This window comes from Arthrobacter alpinus (assembly GCF_001294625.1).
In the GTDB taxonomy this organism is placed as follows: Bacteria; Actinomycetota; Actinomycetes; order Actinomycetales; family Micrococcaceae; genus Specibacter; species Specibacter alpinus_A.
The window spans coordinates 1,675,608-1,693,108 of the sequence record NZ_CP012677.1; the positions used below are offsets into that span (position 1 = coordinate 1,675,608).

At 62.2% G+C, this 17,501-nt stretch carries 13 protein-coding genes and 1 pseudogene; 6 read left to right on the forward strand and 8 right to left on the reverse strand.

Annotated elements, in window-relative coordinates; translation table 11 throughout:
• Positions 1–63 precede the first annotated feature (63 nt).
• From glpK to AOC05_RS07430, 3 genes are all read right to left on the reverse strand, one after another.
• Entirely contained in the window at positions 64–1,578 is a 1,515-nt protein-coding gene (glpK, locus tag AOC05_RS07420) for a glycerol kinase GlpK (RefSeq protein WP_062006685.1), read from the reverse strand.
• A gap of 50 nt (positions 1,579–1,628) precedes the next feature.
• Entirely contained in the window at positions 1,629–2,369 is a 741-nt protein-coding gene (locus AOC05_RS07425; protein ID WP_062006686.1) for an MIP/aquaporin family protein, read from the reverse strand.
• An 83-nt stretch (positions 2,370–2,452) separates the two neighbouring features.
• Positions 2,453–4,168, reverse strand: a complete 1,716-nt coding sequence (locus AOC05_RS07430; protein WP_062009499.1) for a glycerol-3-phosphate dehydrogenase/oxidase — start codon at positions 4,166–4,168, stop codon at positions 2,453–2,455.
• A 248-nt stretch (positions 4,169–4,416) separates the two neighbouring features.
• Here AOC05_RS07430 and AOC05_RS07435 point away from each other — a divergent pair, with 248 nt between their 5' ends.
• The 4 genes from AOC05_RS07435 to AOC05_RS07450 all read left to right on the forward strand — a co-directional run bounded on the left by AOC05_RS07435 (position 4,417) and on the right by AOC05_RS07450 (position 8,340).
• On the forward strand, positions 4,417–5,355 hold the full coding sequence (locus tag AOC05_RS07435; protein WP_231687197.1) for a sugar-binding transcriptional regulator: 939 nt from the start codon (positions 4,417–4,419) through the stop codon (positions 5,353–5,355).
• A 40-nt stretch (positions 5,356–5,395) separates the two neighbouring features.
• Positions 5,396–6,229, forward strand: coding sequence for an aldo/keto reductase (locus AOC05_RS07440; protein ID WP_062006688.1), 834 nt, complete (start codon positions 5,396–5,398; stop codon positions 6,227–6,229).
• A 9-nt stretch (positions 6,230–6,238) separates the two neighbouring features.
• Entirely contained in the window at positions 6,239–7,174 is a 936-nt protein-coding gene (locus AOC05_RS07445; RefSeq protein ID WP_062006689.1) for an alpha/beta fold hydrolase, read from the forward strand.
• A gap of 83 nt (positions 7,175–7,257) precedes the next feature.
• Positions 7,258–8,340: a glycosyltransferase family 4 protein gene (locus AOC05_RS07450; RefSeq protein ID WP_062009501.1), complete on the forward strand. Its 1,083-nt coding sequence runs from the start codon at positions 7,258–7,260 to the stop codon at positions 8,338–8,340.
• 202 nt (positions 8,341–8,542) lie between these two features.
• Here AOC05_RS07450 and AOC05_RS20740 read toward each other — a convergent pair whose 3' ends face one another.
• Positions 8,543–8,791 (reverse strand): VOC family protein, encoded by a 249-nt coding sequence (locus tag AOC05_RS20740; protein ID WP_420480380.1) that lies wholly within the window; start codon positions 8,789–8,791, stop codon positions 8,543–8,545.
• A gap of 765 nt (positions 8,792–9,556) precedes the next feature.
• Between AOC05_RS20740 and AOC05_RS07460 the strand changes: the two genes are divergently transcribed.
• Complete coding sequence (locus AOC05_RS07460) at positions 9,557–9,907, forward strand: VOC family protein (RefSeq protein WP_062006691.1); 351 nt, start codon at positions 9,557–9,559, stop codon at positions 9,905–9,907.
• A 62-nt stretch (positions 9,908–9,969) separates the two neighbouring features.
• On the opposite strand, the gene AOC05_RS07465 is transcribed toward AOC05_RS07460, so the two are convergent.
• The gene (locus AOC05_RS07465) at positions 9,970–10,335 is read right to left on the reverse strand and encodes an NUDIX domain-containing protein (protein WP_082357829.1); all 366 of its coding nucleotides are present in this window, start codon (positions 10,333–10,335) and stop codon (positions 9,970–9,972) included.
• A gap of 282 nt (positions 10,336–10,617) precedes the next feature.
• Positions 10,618–11,202: pseudogene (locus AOC05_RS07470) on the reverse strand (dihydrofolate reductase family protein).
• A gap of 914 nt (positions 11,203–12,116) precedes the next feature.
• Here AOC05_RS07470 and AOC05_RS07475 point away from each other — a divergent pair.
• Positions 12,117–13,862 carry an HNH endonuclease signature motif containing protein gene (locus tag AOC05_RS07475; RefSeq protein WP_082357830.1) on the forward strand — a complete coding sequence of 582 codons (1,746 nt, stop codon included), beginning with the start codon at positions 12,117–12,119 and terminating at the stop codon, positions 13,860–13,862.
• 114 nt (positions 13,863–13,976) lie between these two features.
• Here AOC05_RS07475 and AOC05_RS07480 read toward each other — a convergent pair whose 3' ends face one another.
• A complete protein-coding gene (locus AOC05_RS07480; protein ID WP_062006694.1) occupies positions 13,977–16,103 on the reverse strand; it encodes a primosomal protein N' in 2,127 nt (708 codons plus the stop codon).
• Between the two features lie 148 nt (positions 16,104–16,251).
• Positions 16,252–17,454: a methionine adenosyltransferase gene (metK, locus tag AOC05_RS07485; protein ID WP_062006695.1), complete on the reverse strand. Its 1,203-nt coding sequence runs from the start codon at positions 17,452–17,454 to the stop codon at positions 16,252–16,254.
• Positions 17,455–17,501 lie beyond the last annotated feature (47 nt).

Here is a 17,501-nt window from a genome sequence, read left to right on the forward strand (position 1 = left end):
ACCTACGTGGGGCCCCGCCGTCGCGCTTTTGTCGCCACTACGGCCTGCCGGGGGTTGCAGGTGTTAGAGGACGTCCTCGTCAACCCAGTCCATGGACTTGGTGACGGCCTTCTTCCACAGGCGCATCTGGCGGTCGCGCTCTGCCGGGTCCATGTTCGGGATCCAGCGCTTGTCCTCAGACCAGTTGGAGGACAGCTCGCCAAGGTCCTTCCAGAAGCCCACGGCCAGCCCTGCTGCGTAGGCCGCACCCAGGGCAGTGGTCTCGGTGACCTTAGGCCGGATGACCGGCACGCCCAGGATGTCGGCCTGGAACTGCATGAGCGCATCGTTGGCGACCATGCCGCCGTCGACCTTCAGCTCGGTCAAATCCACTCCCGAGTCGGCGTTGACGGCGTCAAGGACCTCGCGAGTCTGGAAGGCGGTGGCCTCCAGCGCTGCGCGTGCAATGTGGTTCTTGTTAACAAAGCGGGTCAGGCCCACGATGGCGCCGCGGGCGTCGGCACGCCAGTACGGTGCAAACAAGCCCGAGAACGCCGGGACAATGTAGACCCCGCCGTTGTTCTCCACGGCGGCGGCAAGCTCCTCCACCTCAGGGGCGGACTTGATCATGCCGATGTTATCGCGCAGCCACTGGATCAAGGAGCCGGTGACGGCGATGGAACCTTCCAACGCGTAATGCGGCTTGGCGTCGCCGAGCTTGTAACCGAGCGTGGTGAGCAGGCCGTTCTTCGAGTGGACGATCTCCTCGCCGGTGTTGAAGATCAGGAAGCAACCCGTCCCGTAGGTGTTCTTGGCCTCGCCCTGCTTGAACGCGGCCTGGCCAAACGTTGCCGCCTGCTGGTCGCCCAGAATGCCGGCGACAGGGGTTTCGCGCAGCAGCTGGCTGCCGTGCACGTGACCGTAGACCTCGGAGGAGGACTTGATGGCGGGCATCATGGACTTCGGGACGCCGAAGGTGGCCAGGATCTCCTCATCCCACTGGAGGGTTTCCAGATCCATGAACAAGGTACGGGAGGCGTTGGTGACGTCGGTGATGTGCACACCGCCGTCGGGCCCTCCGGTCAGGTTCCAGGTGATCCAGCTGTCCGTGTTGCCAAAGAGCAGGTCCCCCGCCTCGGCGCGGGCACGGGCGCCCTCGACGTTATCCAGGATCCACTTGATCTTGGTGCCGGAGAAGTAGGTGGCCAGGGGCAGGCCCACCTTTTGCTTGAAGCGTTCCACGCCACCGTCGGCGGCAAGTTCATCGACGATGTCCTGCGTACGGGTGTCCTGCCAGACGATGGCGTTGTAGACGGGGACGCCGGTGTTCTTGTCCCAGACGACGGCGGTTTCGCGTTGGTTGGTGATGCCCACGCCGACGATGTCGTGGCGTGTGAGGTTGGCCTGGGCCAGGGCCGTTCCAATCACCTCACGGGTGTTGTTCCAGATCTCGACGGCGTTGTGCTCCACCCAACCGGCCTTGGGGAAAATCTGCTCGTGCTCGAGCTGGCCGGTGGAGACGATGTTGCCGTCATGGTCAAACACAATGGCACGGCTGCTGGTGGTTCCCTGATCAATAGCAATTACATACTGAGACATCTTTGTTTCCTTTGCTCGTTATTCACATTAAGAACAAGATCGTTAGAGGATCAGGCGACTACCAGGGGCAGCCACTGGGCTGCCGCACCACCCAGAGCACCACCGAGCAACGGTCCCACGATGGGAACCCAGGAGTAGCTCCAGTCACTGGAACCCTTGCCCTTGATGGGCAACAGTGCGTGCGCAATACGCGGGCCCAAGTCACGGGCCGGGTTGATGGCGTAACCTGTGGGCCCACCGAGGGAGGCGCCGATGGCAACAACTAGCAAAGCTACCGGTAGCGGCCCAAGCCCTGTCACGCCGCCACCGAAGTGGAGGATCACAAACACCAGAACAAAGGTGCCGATGACTTCCGTGACCACATTCCAACCGTAGCTGCGGATGGCGGGACCAGTCGAGAACACGCCCAGCTTGGTTGCGGCGTCGGGCTCATTGTCGAAGTGCTGCTTGTAGGCAAGCCAGCACACCACGGCACCAAGGAAGGCACCGAGCAGTTCCCCACCAAAGTAGGTCATGGTGGAAGCGAACGACACGGCCACATCCGGGGCGTACTCTGCCTTGCCGTTGGCCAGCAGGCCGACGGTGACTGCAGGGTTAAGGTGTGCGCCGGACTTGGCTGCCACAAAAACACCAGCCATAACGGCCAAACCCCAACCCCAGTTGACGAGGAGGAACCCGCCGGAATTACCCTTTGTGCCCTTCAACGCAACGTTGGCCACAACACCACAACCCAGCAGGGTGAGCATCATGGTTCCCATCACTTCGGACAGGAACACTATTCCAAGAGACATCTTTGACTCCTATTATTTTCTTCATAAGGGAAAGCGGACTACGAGTGATCCGCTGTTCTTGAGTCCCACCTGCCACAGGGGCTTCAGGCGATCAAGCTTTGCACCTGGACTCCGTGGAAACGGGCCAGAATATTTTGGGTGTGGCTGATTTCTTCCGCAATCTTGGCGGCTGACCAGCCCAACGGCTGCGCCAGCGCTGCGGCAGTTTCAGCCAACAGTTCACTGGTGACAAGTCCTCGGAAGGCCAGAGAAGTACGCCGGATCAGGACGTCGATGAGGTGCCCGATCTGCTCGTTCTCCACCATGAAGGCGACCTCGCGCTTGCTCAGCTCGTGCGTGGAGTCGAAGGTTTCGTCCTCGCCAGCGGCCAAGTAGGCCAGGACGGTCTCGGCACGGGTGCCGTACCGGGTCAGCAGCACCCCGGCACGGGCGGCGTCGATGTGCTCACTGACGTGGGCGGCGATCCATGCCTCGACACCGGCCCCGTCGACTGGGAAGTTGGCACCGCCACCGATGGGGAGCTTCGCCGTCGACGTCTTCCGTTCAACACCCAGGATGGCCAGGACGTCGTTGCTCATGTGTTCAGCTAGGGCCCGGAAGGTGGTCCACTTACCACCGACCAGGCTGAGCACGGGAACCGTGGCCCCAGCAATGATGCGGTCGGCTCGCTCAATCCGGTAATCGCGGGAGACGAAGCCGGGAGCGGTTTCGTCGTGGCGCGGCAGCGGGCGCACGCCCGAAAAGCTGTACACAATCTCGTCGCGGGTCACCACGATGTTCGGGAAGACATGGCCCACGAGGTCAAAGAAGTAGTCGATCTCGGCGTCGGTGCAGACCGCGTCCTGGCTCATGTCGGCGTCAATGTCGGTGGTACCCACCAGGACCCTGTCACCCATGGGGTAGATCAGGACTATGCGCCCGTCCGTGTGCTCGAAGAAGATCTCCCGGCCCCTGCAGGCGGCGAGCAGTTCGGGGTGGTCAAGGACGATGTGGGAGCCCTTGGTGCCACCCATGAACTTTGTCAGCGCACCCATGGCGGTGTTGGTTTCATCGACCCACGCCCCGGTGGTGTTAACGATGACGTCGGCGGTGAAGGTGAACGACTCGCCAGTGAGCTGGTCGGTGAGTACGACGCCGTCGTCTTGAATGGAGGTCACGGACAGGTAGTTGGTGGCACGGGCGTTGGCGGTCCCGTCCACCAGACCGGCCTTCTCCCCATCTTGGAGTACGTCCAAGGTCAGCCGCTCGGGGTTGTGCACCGAGGCATCGTAGTAGGTGGCGGCGTACTTGATGCCGGGGTTGATGTCCGGGAGTTCTGCCAGAGCCTTGGCCCGGCCCTTGAACTCGTGTCGGGGAACGGAGCCGCCGTCGCGGGAGAAGGAGTCGTACATGGTCAGGCCGGCCTTGATCAGGAACGCGCCGCGCTCCTGCGGCTTGCCCTGCTTGTGCGTGAGGAAACGCACCGGGGCGGCCAGAATACCGGAGAAGGTGCTGAAAATCGGGATGGTGGTCTGCAGCGGCTTGACATAGTGCGGGGCAATTTTCAGGAGTCGGTTGCGTTCGACCACCGATTCCTTCACCAGCCGGAATTCACCGTTTTCCAAGTATCGGATGCCACCGTGGATCATATGGGAGGAGGCTCCGGAGGCGCCTTGGCAGTAGTCGCCACGTTCCACTAGGGCCACGTCAACACCCTGCAGGGCAAGGTCCCGGAACGTTCCGACGCCGTTGATGCCGCCACCGATGATCAGAACCTTGGCATGCGGGCGCTCACGCAGGGCCTGCACTTGGGGACGCACAGCCTCCTGAAAATCGGTAGCATCTGTGTTCTTGCCGGCATTACCAAGAGTTCTCAACTTGACCTCATTCGAGTCCTGCTGCTTTGCGCTTTTGGCGCCTGTTCCCATTATTGTTTGAACATACGGAAAATATAGTCAACACCCTTGCACAAACGTGCAGAAAGGCCTGATTTCTGTTGCCCACTAAGCGAACAAAGCAGTCGGACGCTCTCCGTGCTGCACAAATGTACTATTTACAGGATCAGACCATGGACGCCATTGCCCGCGAACTGCGGACCTCCCGTTCAACGGTTTCTCGGCTCCTTTCAGCCGCCAGGGATAGCGGGCTTGTGCAGATCCAGATCAAGACACCCTCTGACAGGGCGCCCGAACTGGAACGGGCCATTCGCAGGCGCTACAAGGTGGAGGTCCATGTAGTCCCCGTGGCTGACACTTTGAACGAGGTGGACGTTTTGGACCGTGTGAGCATGCAGGCGGCCCGGACCATCACCCCCCTTGTCGATTCCAATGCCGTCATCGGTGTGGCCTGGGGTTCCACCCTCAGCGCCGTCAGCCGGCATCTGACCCGCAAGACCACCCACGGCAGCACCATCGTCCAGCTCAACGGGGCAGGTAACACGCAAACCAGCGGCATCACATACGCCTCCGAGATCATTCGCCGCTTCGGCACCGCCTATGGGGCCAAGGTGGAGCAGTTCCCGGTGCCTGCGTTTTTCGACAACGCCGAAACCAAGCGCATGATGTGGGAGGAGCGCAGTGTCCGGCGTATCCTTGACCTCCAGCAACGGGCCACCATCGCCATCTTCGGGGTGGGCTCCATGGACGCCGACGTGCCCAGCCATGTCTACGTTGGCGGGTATCTTGACTCCACCGACATCGACGAGCTCGAGGCCAGCGGGGTGGCCGGCGATGTGGCCACAGTATTTTTCCGTGATGACGGCAGTGACAAGGGGATCGTGCTCAACGACCGCTCCAGCGGACCCAAACTAGAGGACCTGCGCAAGATCCGTCGTCGTATCTGCGTGGTCTCCGGTGCCCGCAAGATCAAGGGACTCCGTGGGGCGCTGGCGGCCGGACTAGCCACCGACCTAATCCTGGATGAAAGCACCGCCCGGGAGCTGGTGGAGCAGGAAAGCGCCTCCAGCGATCCAATCCTCGGCTTCCTCAACAGTCTGGACGGCCTCTAGCAATGGGCCACCGCCGCCTGGCTCGTCTAGAGTCATGAGTATGCATTTTGCACCTAAAGTCACACTTAACAACGGCGTCCTCATCGACACCCTCGGCTACGGGGTCTACAAGGTCCCTGCACAGGACTGCGCGGACCTCGTCGCTACTGCGCTCGACGCCGGCTACCGGAGTGTGGACACTGCCGCACTTTACGGCAACGAGGAGGGCGTGGGCCAGGCAGTTCGCGCCGCCGTAGCCGCCGGCACGCCACGAGAAGACCTCTTCGTAACCTCCAAGGTGTGGAACGACCGGCACGGTTACGAATCCACGCTGGCGGCCTTCGATGAATCCATGGAGCGGCTGAGACTGGACTACCTGGACCTGTTCTTGATCCACTGGCCGTGCCCCGATCAGGGACTGTTCATCCCCACGTATAAAGCTCTGGAAACGTTATACGCGCAAGGCCGGGTGCGTGCCATCGGGGTGAGCAACTTTGAGCCGGAGCACCTCCACCAGCTCCTGGATGCCTGCGATGTGGTGCCTGCCGTGAACCAGATTGAACTCCACCCGTGGTTGCAACAACGCCAGCTGCGCGCCCTCCACGCCGAACTCGGCATCGCCACCCAGGCCTGGAGCCCGCTGGCCCGCGGTGGCTTGCTGGATGACCCCGGCCTGGCTCTCATGTCCGCCACCCACGAGAGGTCCGTGGCCCAAATTGTCCTGCGCTGGCACATCCAGTCAGGACACCTGGCCATTCCCAAGGCCAGCTCGGCGGCGCGCATCAGTGAGAATCTGCGGGTTTTTGATTTCGCCCTGAGCACGGCCGAGATGGACACCATCGCGGCCATGGATCGCGGCCAGCGCGCCGGTTCCAATCCCAACCAGGTCAACTAGGTTTATGCGATGAAGGCAACCGTAAAGAAACGTTCGACGCCGGAGAGCGCACCCATCGTTGTGGACCTTGCGGGCAGGGAGTCCGCCCACACCGTTGAGGTTCTGTGCACGCCAGTCCACTATTGGGACTATCAGCCGCTGAAACGCTCTGCCGCCACCCGCACCATCGTCATGGTCCACGGCTTCCGTGGCGACCACCACGGCCTGGAGCGGGTGGTGGAGCTCCTGCCCGACTACCGCGTTCTCATGCCCGATCTGCCCGGCTTCGGCTTGTCCCCCGCCTTCGCGAACACGGCGCATTCCATTTCCGGCTATGTCGAATTCTTGGATGCCTTCCTGCAGGCCCTGGGCCTGGGGTCCGACACTGTGTTGCTGGGGCATTCCTTTGGCTCCATCGTCGCCAGCCATTTTGCGGCGGCCCATCCGAGCAGGGCGTATCCCTTGATCCTGGTGAATCCGATTGCCGCGCCGGCGCTGGAGGGCCCCAAGGGGGTCATGACCAAGCTGGCAGTGTTCTACTACTGGGCGTCGGCAAAACTGCCCTCCCGCCTGGGCAATGCTTTGCTGCGCAGCAAACTGATCGTCCGTGTCATGAGCGTGACGATGGCCAAGACCAGCGACCCGCAGCTCCTAGCTTTCATCCACGCCCAGCACCACGCCTACTTCAGCGGATTCGCCAATCGGGACATGTTGCTGGAGTCCTTCCAGGCCTCGGTCAGCGGCACGGTGCGCCAGGTGGCCAGCCAGCTGACACTGCCAACACTGCTCATTGCCGGTGACGAGGATGAAATTGCCACACTCCCCACCCAGCATAAACTCTTGGAGCTCCTGCCCGACGCGGAACTTGTGGCCATTGCCGGCGTCGGCCATTTGATCCACTACGAAACGCCAGCACCCGCAGCCGCCGCGATCATCGACTTCCTGGAAAGGCACCCAGCCCCGTGAGCCAGCAACACCCAGCGAGCGAGCCCGTTTCATCCAGCGAGCCACCTGCCACCCAGCCGCTTCCCCGCCGTCCAAGCATCGTCATGGACGCCCGCTTCACGCGCATGGACCACCACGACGGAATCAGCAGGTACGGCGCGTCCCTGCTAGCCGCCGTCGCCCCTTACGCCCAAGTGACGATGCTCATCCACGACGAACGCCAACTAGCACTGCTGCCGGAGCTGCCATGGGTGAAGATCAACTCGCCGCTGTCGCCACTGGAACTTTTCGTGGCCCGGCATGTGAATAAGCTGGGCGCGGACCTAGTGTTTTGCCCCATGCAGACCATGGGCAGCTGGGGCCGGAAATACCCGCTGGTGCTGACGTTGCATGACCTTATTTACTATGAGCACCCGGCCCCTCCCGGCTTCCTCCCGGCGCCGGTGCGCGTACTGTGGCGCCTGTATCACAAGGCGTACTGGCCCCAGCGGGTGCTGCTGAACCGCGCCGACGTGGTGGCGACCATCAGCAACACCACACTGGCCCTGATGCGCAAACACAGGCTCACCAAAAGGCCCATCCGGATCATCAGCAACGCCCCTCAAGGCGACCGCACGCCGCGGGACCCGTCCGTTCCGCCGGAGAAATCGCTTGCCTACATGGGCTCGTTCATGCCGTACAAGAACGTGGAAACCTTGATCCGTGGCATGGCGGAACTGCCCGACTTCACGCTGAACCTGCTCAGCCGCATCACCCCTGCACGCCGCGCCGAACTAGAGGCACTCGTGCCTTCCGGGGCGAACGTGGTCTTCCACAACGGGGTGACGGACGCAGAGTATGACGAGCTGCTTTTGCGCACGACGGCGCTTGTCACCTTATCCAAGGCCGAGGGCTATGGACTGCCGCTGGTTGAGGCCATGGCCCTCGGGACCCCGGTCGTAGTGGCCGACACTGAGATCTTCCAGGAGGTGGGCGGCACCGCGGCGCACTACGTGCCCGCGGACTCCCCGCAGGCCTTTGCCGCCGCCGTTCGGTCGCTGGACCACTTGGACACGTGGGCGCAAAGCTCGACGGCGTCCGTGGCCCAGGCGGCAACATTCAGCTGGGATGCGTCGGCTCGTGAGCTGCTGGCGATCACCGAGGAACTGCGTGGCGCACCGGCGCAACTCAGGAGCAGACTGCCCTAGCGTCCCAAGGATTCCGCGCCGATAATCCTTGGGTGTTCGCAATGGCTGGCACCGAAGGAGAATCGCGATGACTGGGGTGGGCCCGGCCTCCCCAGTGGACGGACGGCGTATGGAGTCCGTTCCGGCCCTGACCATAGCCGCGCTTTTGGCCGCGATGGCGCCGGGTTCCTTGCATGGCGAGGGCGACGCCGTCAACGACTGCCTAGGACAGCCAGTCTGCTGTTACCTGCCAGACATGACCGTCCAGATCAGCAAAGGCTCCCACATAACCCCACGGCTTTTGCCCAGGCTCGGTGACAATTTCACCGCCTGCTTCAAGCGCCTCCTTAACCAGCTCATCGACACCGGATTCACTGCCTGCGGTGATGCTGATGACGCATTCGCTATGGCCGCTTCGGGCAACGTCTCGGTTCCCCACAACCCACCCAAAGCCTTCCGTGGGAATGAGCATGAGACGGAGCCCGTCATTGAGCTGGAACTGCAAAGGTTATGGCAAGCCATCTGGGGCGATTTCGCCAACGGGGAGAAGACCAAGTCCGGCGGCGTAGAAGTCGAACGATTTGCGGCGATCAGCGATGGGCAAGCCGACGATTACTGGCTGGTTTTTCATGCCTCCATTATGCGCCTGAAGGCCGCCCTTGGCAGTCTCGTTGTTCGTTCACTCCGCAGCTCGGGCGAGGTGACCGCCGTCGCCCTTTGACAATCTTCGGCGCCCGGAGCAGCCGCCTGTACCGGATCAAACCCACCAACCATTAGTGCAGCAGCCTTATCAAAATTCAGCCCAATTCAGCACGTAAGTAGGCAATCTAGTGACTCTACTGGCTCCGCTTCCTGAGCTCTACATTGCAACTCGAGTACACCAGCTCAACATCGCACACTTGACTTGCGTGGGGCTTTGGGCGGACGAAAATGCCTATGGTGGATTGGCGTTCGGTTTCGTGGGCAGCAGCGGCGCACGGATGCACTTAGATCGAGGGTGGGGTGTTCCAGTTTGTCGCCTCATCAAACAAAACACCACCCCACTCGATCAGTCCAATCAAGTCACGCTCAATAAGCTGATACGGAACAGCCACAAACATCAGGATCCGGGCGGAGGGATTCCGCAGGGGAACGTCTACCGGCAAACTGCACCATTCCCATAGTGGGTCGGCTTACGTCGCGACTCACTGGTCTTGGCGCGCGGATGCGTGGCCGAATGAGGTGTCAGACTTAGACGATGAAAGCGATAGAAGCCATCACCAACCTGCACACCGACGACATCGAAGGGGCGAGGGAGTTCTTTCGGTTCCTCGGACTAACCGAAGATGGAATGAACCAAGGATGGGTGGCCCGGTTCACGTCTGCGGACTCAGGCGCCTGCGTCCAGGTCGTGACCCGGGACGCAACAGCACCTGAAGACTCCGTGATGACCATCAAGGTCGATGACGTCGACGCAGCATACAAGGAGGCGCAACAGCACGGCTATGAGATCGTGCACCCGATCACCGACGAGCCGTGGGGAATTCGTCGGTTCTTCGTTCGGAGCCCTGATGGACAAGTGATCAATGTCGCCCAGCATCGCTTATGAGCGGGGATTGCGCCGCGTGCACCGCGGCGTCACCACACGGGGGAACCTCTACCGAACAAGAATCAGGCCAGGAACTGTGTGAAAAGTGCTGTGTAGTTGCTGTCAGCTAAGTTCAAAGATATTGCCTCTTCCAAACCGAACCATCCTGTGGCGTTATGTTCATCTGGTGCGGCATTGACGCTGTCACCGTCAAACTTTTCAACCAGCCAAACTTCCTGGAACATTTCAGCGTTTTGACGTGTCAGTATCGCTTGCCCAGCCGGCGCAGTGATCTGCACGTTCAACTCTTCTCGCAGCTCACGCACAAGAGCTTGTCCGCCACGCTCTCCTGGTTCGAGGTGGCCTCCAGGAAAGTCCCAGAAATTGGGATACCGCGCCCTCGACGGTGATCGGTGTACGAGAATAACGCACCCCGCGCGTACGAGCATTCCGCAGGAAACTTAGTGCATCAAAGGTTCTTCCATGGGAGGAGTCTGCTGACGATCCAACGTGGTGCGTGAAGGAACCATCGCCCAGAAGCGGAACCACCTACAGGACGCTCCCGGAGTCGTTCGGGTGTCGCGTGTGTAGCTATGGCTTGGGCGTCGGTGAAGTCGTCGGGGCATTGTCCTCAGCATTTCCAGTGGCGGCCGAGTGTGAAGAGTGGATCTCAGGCACGAGAACCCTTGCTTCGTCGCGTAGCAGCGGCCAACGTGCCAAGACTAATCACGTCAAGCCGTTACTTGCGTAGGCCGATATCGCAGGGCGATTGCCCCCGACCGGAACTCATGGCGATCCACGACCTGGATGCGCTCGCGCAGACCGGCGAGCAACGTTGGCCCATGTCCGGCAAGGACAGGCTGCACGAGGAACTCGTACTCGTCGATCAGTCTCAGATCCGCCAAAGCGAAGGGGAGCGTCACCCCACCAACCCACAGGCCCTCGCCTGGCTCTTGCTTGAACCGCTGAACAGTTTGCCCCAAGTTGCCTCGCACCAGCTCGGCATTCCAATCGACCCCGCTCAGCGTGCTCGACACGACGTACTTCTTCGCCCGGTCGATAGTCTCGGCGAAGGGGATTTGCCACCCATCCACCCATCCACCCATCCACCCATCCACCCATCCAGGCTACGTGCCCGTGGCCGGCTTCCGCCATGCCGACTCCATCATCTTGTAGGCCACACGGCCGAACAGCAGGGCATCGGCTCGCTCCATCTCACTGGTCCAGTAGCGCATCGACTCCTCGTCCGGCGGGAGCCCTGCCTCGCGGTGGCTGCACCCGTCGAGCGTGACGTTGGAGTATCGAAGTGGTCTCATCTTGTTGCTCTCCCTTGATGCGCGCAGTGCGTTTTCAGCGGACCGACAGTTAGCCAGACCACAGCTTCGCTGGAGTCCCTCATGAAACGAGGATAAGCAGCCTCACCGCCCTACGGAAGTGTTCGCTCACGAATCCGGCCTTGATACGCCGGCCGAGTGAGACGCGCTCGGACTCGTGTTCAACTCCGGGTGAAGGAACGCCGTACGGCACAGTTCTCGGCATCGAACACTCCACGCCGCGGTAAACACTTTCGGGTACGCCGTTCCACATCCCAAGACGATCCTAATTTTCACCGACTACACACCGACTGAATTCCAGCTGACAGGCAGGCCAGCCCACTCCAACGCTCCACCGACCAATGATGCTGGCCAATGGCCCCACCGTGTCCTGTCCTCACGAGAAGCACACGGTCTTAAAGCTCATAGAAAGAGAGGCTAAACAAGCGGCACGTTTGGGACGGGGTAAATCGAAACAAAGCGTGGGGTGCTAGCTATTTCTTGAGTCATCACCGAAAGCGCTCGTGAGCTCGGTGGTAGTGCCACCTTAACCGGGCGCGGGCTGCTGGCTCCGCTGCTGCCAGCCGGCGCCTTTGGCTACTCGGCGAAGGCTTCACAGCCCGAACAGATCATCGCCACCGTGTGGCAGAGCTACTCATGGAGAGACTCCCGAACGACACCATCGCTGGCTGTTGGGTGTAACGCCGAAGACGGTTGCCAACTTGCGTCTCGCCGATGTTCTTGAAGCTGGGAGCGGAGACCAGGCTGGAGGCTGCAGTGCCAATACGCGGCTGAGGTGGCGTACTCGCGGCTAGGACTCGCCCTTACCTCCTGCACAGGCACGCCTATTCGGATATTTTTTCACTTCTTCAATATTAGGGGTTTGTACGTTCTAATTTTGGTGATGGAATGGTGTTATGGACAAATTCCATCCGGAGCTGATACCCCAAAGCGCAGGCACTCAGCCTGCGGCAGGGTCGTGGTCACCGGCGCCCGGCATAGTTGCCGCCTACCCAGTTCAGCATCCGGCATACCCGGCCCGGCGGCAGTGCGCCCGAGACCTCTCCTGCCCCGGCGCTCCTGTTCCCGACCTACCTGTTCCCAACCCGCCTGTTCCCAACCCGCTTGAGCTATCCCGACTACTGGCCAACGTGCCGCATCTGCCCGTCGCATCCTCCGATCTAGACATCGATTCCATCGAGGCTCTGGCTGAGGCCGAGTACCTGTGCTCTGTCTCCACCTTGCGCAGCCTCGCGCTCATCGAATCGGGGATTGCTGCCTTCAAGGCCAGGGCCATCGAACGGCTTGACGCCGCGTCCACGAGGCTCGGCATGGTTGCCGAACTGGACCCGTGGCAGCAAGAAGTCCTGTCGATTTCCACAACAGCCGAACTTTGTGCGGCCCTAGTCCTTCCCCAATGCTCCGGTGCGGAACTGAAGAGACAAAGCACGTCCTTAGTCCGCCAGCATCCAAATACCTTGGCGGCACTGTCCAACGGTTCCATCTCCTGGCGCAACACCAACGCAATCCTTGACCAACTTCAAACCCTGGCTGAAACTAAAACACCGTCCGGCAGCCAGGCCGTTCCGGACGAAGCACCGCGTGAGTTTGAGCACCAGCTGCTTGATCTGGCACCTGGAATGACCACTGCAAAATTCCTTGTCCACGCCCGCCGCCTGAGGGAACGCACCCACCCCTACAGCATGGCCACGCGCCATGTATTGGCAGTTGCCGACCGAAAACTGGTGCTTGTACCGGACCAAGATGGCATGTCATGGCTTTCGATGTTCCTTCCCGCGGACGCCGCGCAGGGTATCTGGAACCAAGCCACCCGCACAGCCCGCACCCTGCAGGGGCCACGTGAACACCGAACCTTGACCCAACTTCGTTTGGACGTGCTTGCGCAATGGCTGCTTGCAACCGGCACCTCTCCGGATCAAAGTCACGGCGCCATCAAAGCCGGCCAGGCGCAGGACACCGTTCCGGTAACCGATGACGCGGCGCCGGCGCAGGGCAGCGCCACCCGGCCCCTGGCGCAGGTCCTGGTCACCATTCCCCTGCTGACAGTGCTGGGCCGTTCCAATGAGCCGGCCGAGCTTGAAGGCTACGGCCCCATCCCGCCAAAAATGGCCCAGGAACTGGCCGCCGGCTGCCCCACGCTGTACCGGATCATGGTGGGCCCCTACACGAACGAGTACCTGTCCATGGATCCCACCCGCTACCGGGTTTCCGCTGCCACCAGGATAATCCTGAGAGCCCGAGATGGCACATGCGTGGGCACCGGCTGCAATACCGTCACCGCCGACACGGAACTCGATCACATTCCTGCGTGGGAAAACGGCGGGGCATCAACTCCGGAGAACCTCTGGAGTGCGTGCGGCACTCATCACCGGCTCAAGCACTTCAAAGATGGCAAGTCCCGTGACGGGAGAAGAAGGCTACCCCGCAATGCCGCACGGAACGGGCCCATCTCTGGACTGAACACCAGGATCATGAACGGCTGGACACCCACTACCTCCCACGCCCCCGCCGAAAGACCCGGTTGGATCTCGCCAGCCGGCCACCTGTATCCGCCGGAGCCAACCGTCAACACTCCCCCATTGATCCCAGACCTGATCATGATCAACGCCATCGAGGAAATGCGCGGATATCAGCAACCCTAGGCCCAGGGCCCGCGATCGCCGAGGGCAACCTCACCAACGGGACCGAGGCCGTTCTGGGCGTGGGCTGGCTGCTCATTGGCTTGGTCCTCCTGGCAATCCGGCGGGTCCGGAGCCCTAGATGACGTCAACCCCATCGCAGCGGACCTGAACCGGGGAGCCCACCCGTCGGGCGGCATTGGCCGCCTTCAGAGACCGCATGGCACCGGTGACCTTGCCCGCCATTGAATAGGGGAAGAACAGCAAGGTCCGGTAGTCGGGTGCCTGCTCCGGATCTCCACCAGGCCTGGCAGAAAAGGGGTTGACCAGGGGCGCCGGGCCAATGACCCGCACCTCACCCGGCAGCTCAAGGGCGGCCGTAAAGGCCACGACGTCGGCCTCCCCGCCCGTCAGCGCGGCAACCCGTACAGCGGGCGGCAGGTGTAGCTCATGGCGAAGGTGGAACTCGCGTTCGGCATAGCCTGCCGGGTCCCAGCGCACTAGGGCAGAGACCTCCACAGTGTCGTCGGCCGTCACCACGATGGTGCCACCATCCCTGGCCGGGCGCACCAAGGCGGCAGCGTTCAACCAACGGCGCAGGGTGTCCTCGCCGGAGCGCAGAGACTCACGGCGCAACAAGGAGTCCCCATCCAGCAGCAGCGCCGCCGCGTAGCCGTGGGGCGCGACTGGTTCCGCCCCGACCGTGGCCACCACAATGGCCGGCCGGTCCGCCACCACCGTCTTGATGTGGTCCCCCGCCGACGCGATGACCGGAACGGAGGGAAAAGCACGGCCCAATTCTTCGGCTGTGCGCGAGGCTCCCACGGTGATGGCACGCAGCTGATGGTTCCCGCACGTGGGGCAGCTAAAGCTGGTCTCCGCTCGCCCGCACCACCGGCACGTCACCAGGATCTGGATGGAACCGTCAGCACGGGACTGCATGAGCGGGCCGGTGCACTCAACACATCTGGCCACCTCGCGGCAGCGCTGGCAGGCCAGCGCCGGGGCATAGCCTGTCCGGGCAACCTGAACCAGGACCGGGCCGCTGGCCAAGGCCGTCTTGGCAGCCTGCCAGGCACGGTGCGGCAAGCGGGCCATGGCAGCCAGCGGATCGCGTTCCTGCTCATAGCTGTCGGCGGTGCTGATGACACGCGCCGTGCCAAGGCGCACCACCGAACGCTCGGCAACCAGTGATTGTGCCCACCCTGTGGCAACCAGGCGTTGGGATTCGCTGCTGCGGCTGTGGGCAGCCATGAGCACGGCAGTGTCCTGAACCTCCGAGCGCAGCAACAACACGTCGCGGCTGTGCTGGTAGGGGGCCCTGCGTTCGATGTGGAGTTCGTCGCCGTCGTCCCAGCAACACACCAGGCCCAGATCGGCCACCGGCGCATAGGCAGCAGAACGGGTGCCGATCACCACCTTCACGGAGCCGCTGAGCACGCGCAGGAAGTTCTCATACCGCAGGGTGGGGCCGTCGTCGGCGGTCAATTTCACAAAGCTGCCAGCCGGCAGCACCGATGTAAAAGTCTTGTCCAACAGTTCGAGGTCACGCAGGTCCGGAACCACCACAATGGCACCCCGCCCGGAGAGCTGGCAATAAGCCACGACCTGGGCGATTTGGTGGTGCCAGGACTCCGGCCCGAATCCGCTGAGCGCAGTCAGGACGGCCTTCGGAGTTGCCCCCATGGCCAGCTGCGTCATGAAGTCTTCGGCGTGCGGGTAGCCCGTGAACAGCGAATGCCCAGGATGAGGCGCAGGTGCCGGTTCTGCCACTGGTTCGGCTTCCGCTGCTGCCGCAGCCCGTTCGGCGGCCGCCTTGAGGTAGCCCTTCTCCAAGCTGGCCACCCGCGGCGGGACGGCAACGCGCAAAACATCCGCCACGGTGCCGCTGTAACGTGACGCCACCCGGTGTGCCAGTTCCAAAACCTGCGGTGCCAGCACAGGCACGGCCGAATAGACTCGGTTCAACGGCACCAGCCGTTCACTCTCCGAGGTGGCAACCCTGGCCACAAGAAAACCGTTCAGGTCCTGACCGGAGAACTTCACCCGCACCCGCACACCAGGCTGGGCTGCGTCGTCGAGCTCCTTGGGCACCGAATAGTCAAAGATGCGATCAAGGTGCGGCAAGGGAGAGTCAATGGCCACCTGGGCCACGGGCAGCGACGGGGCCAATTCCACCCCACTGTGGGGATCGGCCACACGTTCCTTGCCGACAAACCCGCTGAGCAGGCTCAGTTGAACGCCCTGTTCAAGGTGCTGCTCCATGCGTCCTCCCTCGGTGCCAAAGAATCCGGCACTCAAGCATCGCGGCCAAATGCCGGGCCGAAAGGTTCTTCAGCCTAAAACTAGCTAAGCACAGCCCACCGACAATGCTGCCGGGGAGCTGTGCTTAGCTGTGGATAAGGTGGGGGCTCTAGGCGTTGAAGAATGCCTTCAGCGCCTCAACCCGGTCAAGGTTTTCCCAGGTGAAGTCCGGATCGTCCCGGCCAAAGTGGCCGTGCGCTGCGGTCTTGGCGTAGATGGGGCGCAACAAGTCAAGGTCATGGATGATCGCGGCAGGGCGCAGGTCAAAGATGGCGGCGATGGCGGCCTCGATGCGGCGCGGGTCAACTGTCTCGGTGCCGAAGGTCTCCACATAGACGCCCACGGGCCGTGCCACGCCAATCGCGTAGCCCACCTGCACTTCCGCCCGTGACGCCAGTCCTGCAGCCACCACGTTTTTGGCAACCCACCGCATGGCGTAAGCGGCGGAGCGGTCAACCTTGGACGGATCCTTGCCAGAGAAGGCGCCGCCGCCGTGCCGGGCCATGCCACCATAGGTGTCAACGATGATCTTGCGACCCGTCAGGCCGGCGTCGCCCACGGGCCCGCCCACAACAAACGGGCCGGCCGGGTTCAGGTAGGTCTTGATGGTGGAGGTGTCCAGGCCCGAGTCGTCCATGACGGGGCCGATCACGTACTGCGCCAAGTCGGCGCGCAACTGCTCCAAAGAGGTGCCCTCGGCGTGCTGGCTGGAGATCACGACAGTATCCACAGAGACAGGCGTGTCGCCGTCGTACCCGATGGTGACCTGGGTCTTGCCGTCGGGGCGCAGGTAGGAGAGCAGCCCGGATTTGCGTACGTGGGTGAGGCGTTCGGACAGGCGGTGCGCCAGGAAGATGGGGGTGGGCATATAAGATGCGGTCTCATCGCTGGCATAGCCAAACATGATGCCCTGATCCCCTGCGCCCTGCGTGTCGTACTCATCCACAGCGGTGCCCTCACGGACCTCCAAGGCGTTGAAAACGCCGTCGAAGATGTCTTGTGACTGCTGGCCGATCGAGACCGACACACCGCAGCGTGCACCGTCAAAGCCGTTCGCGGAGGAATCGTAGCCAATGTCCAGGATCGTGTTGCGGACAATCGCAGGAATCTCCACGTAGGCGTCCGTGGTGACCTCGCCCGCCACATGGACCAGGCCGGTGGTCGCCATGGTCTCAACGGCCACACGGGAGTTGGGGTCTTCGGCCAGTAGGGCATCCAAGATGGCGTCGCTGATCTGATCGCAAATCTTGTCCGGATGGCCTGCGGTCACGGATTCTGAGGTAAAAAGGCGCACGGGGTTCGGTGAAGTCACTGTTCTACTCTACTTGTTTCGGGCGCGCTTCATGGGCGCGAGGCAGC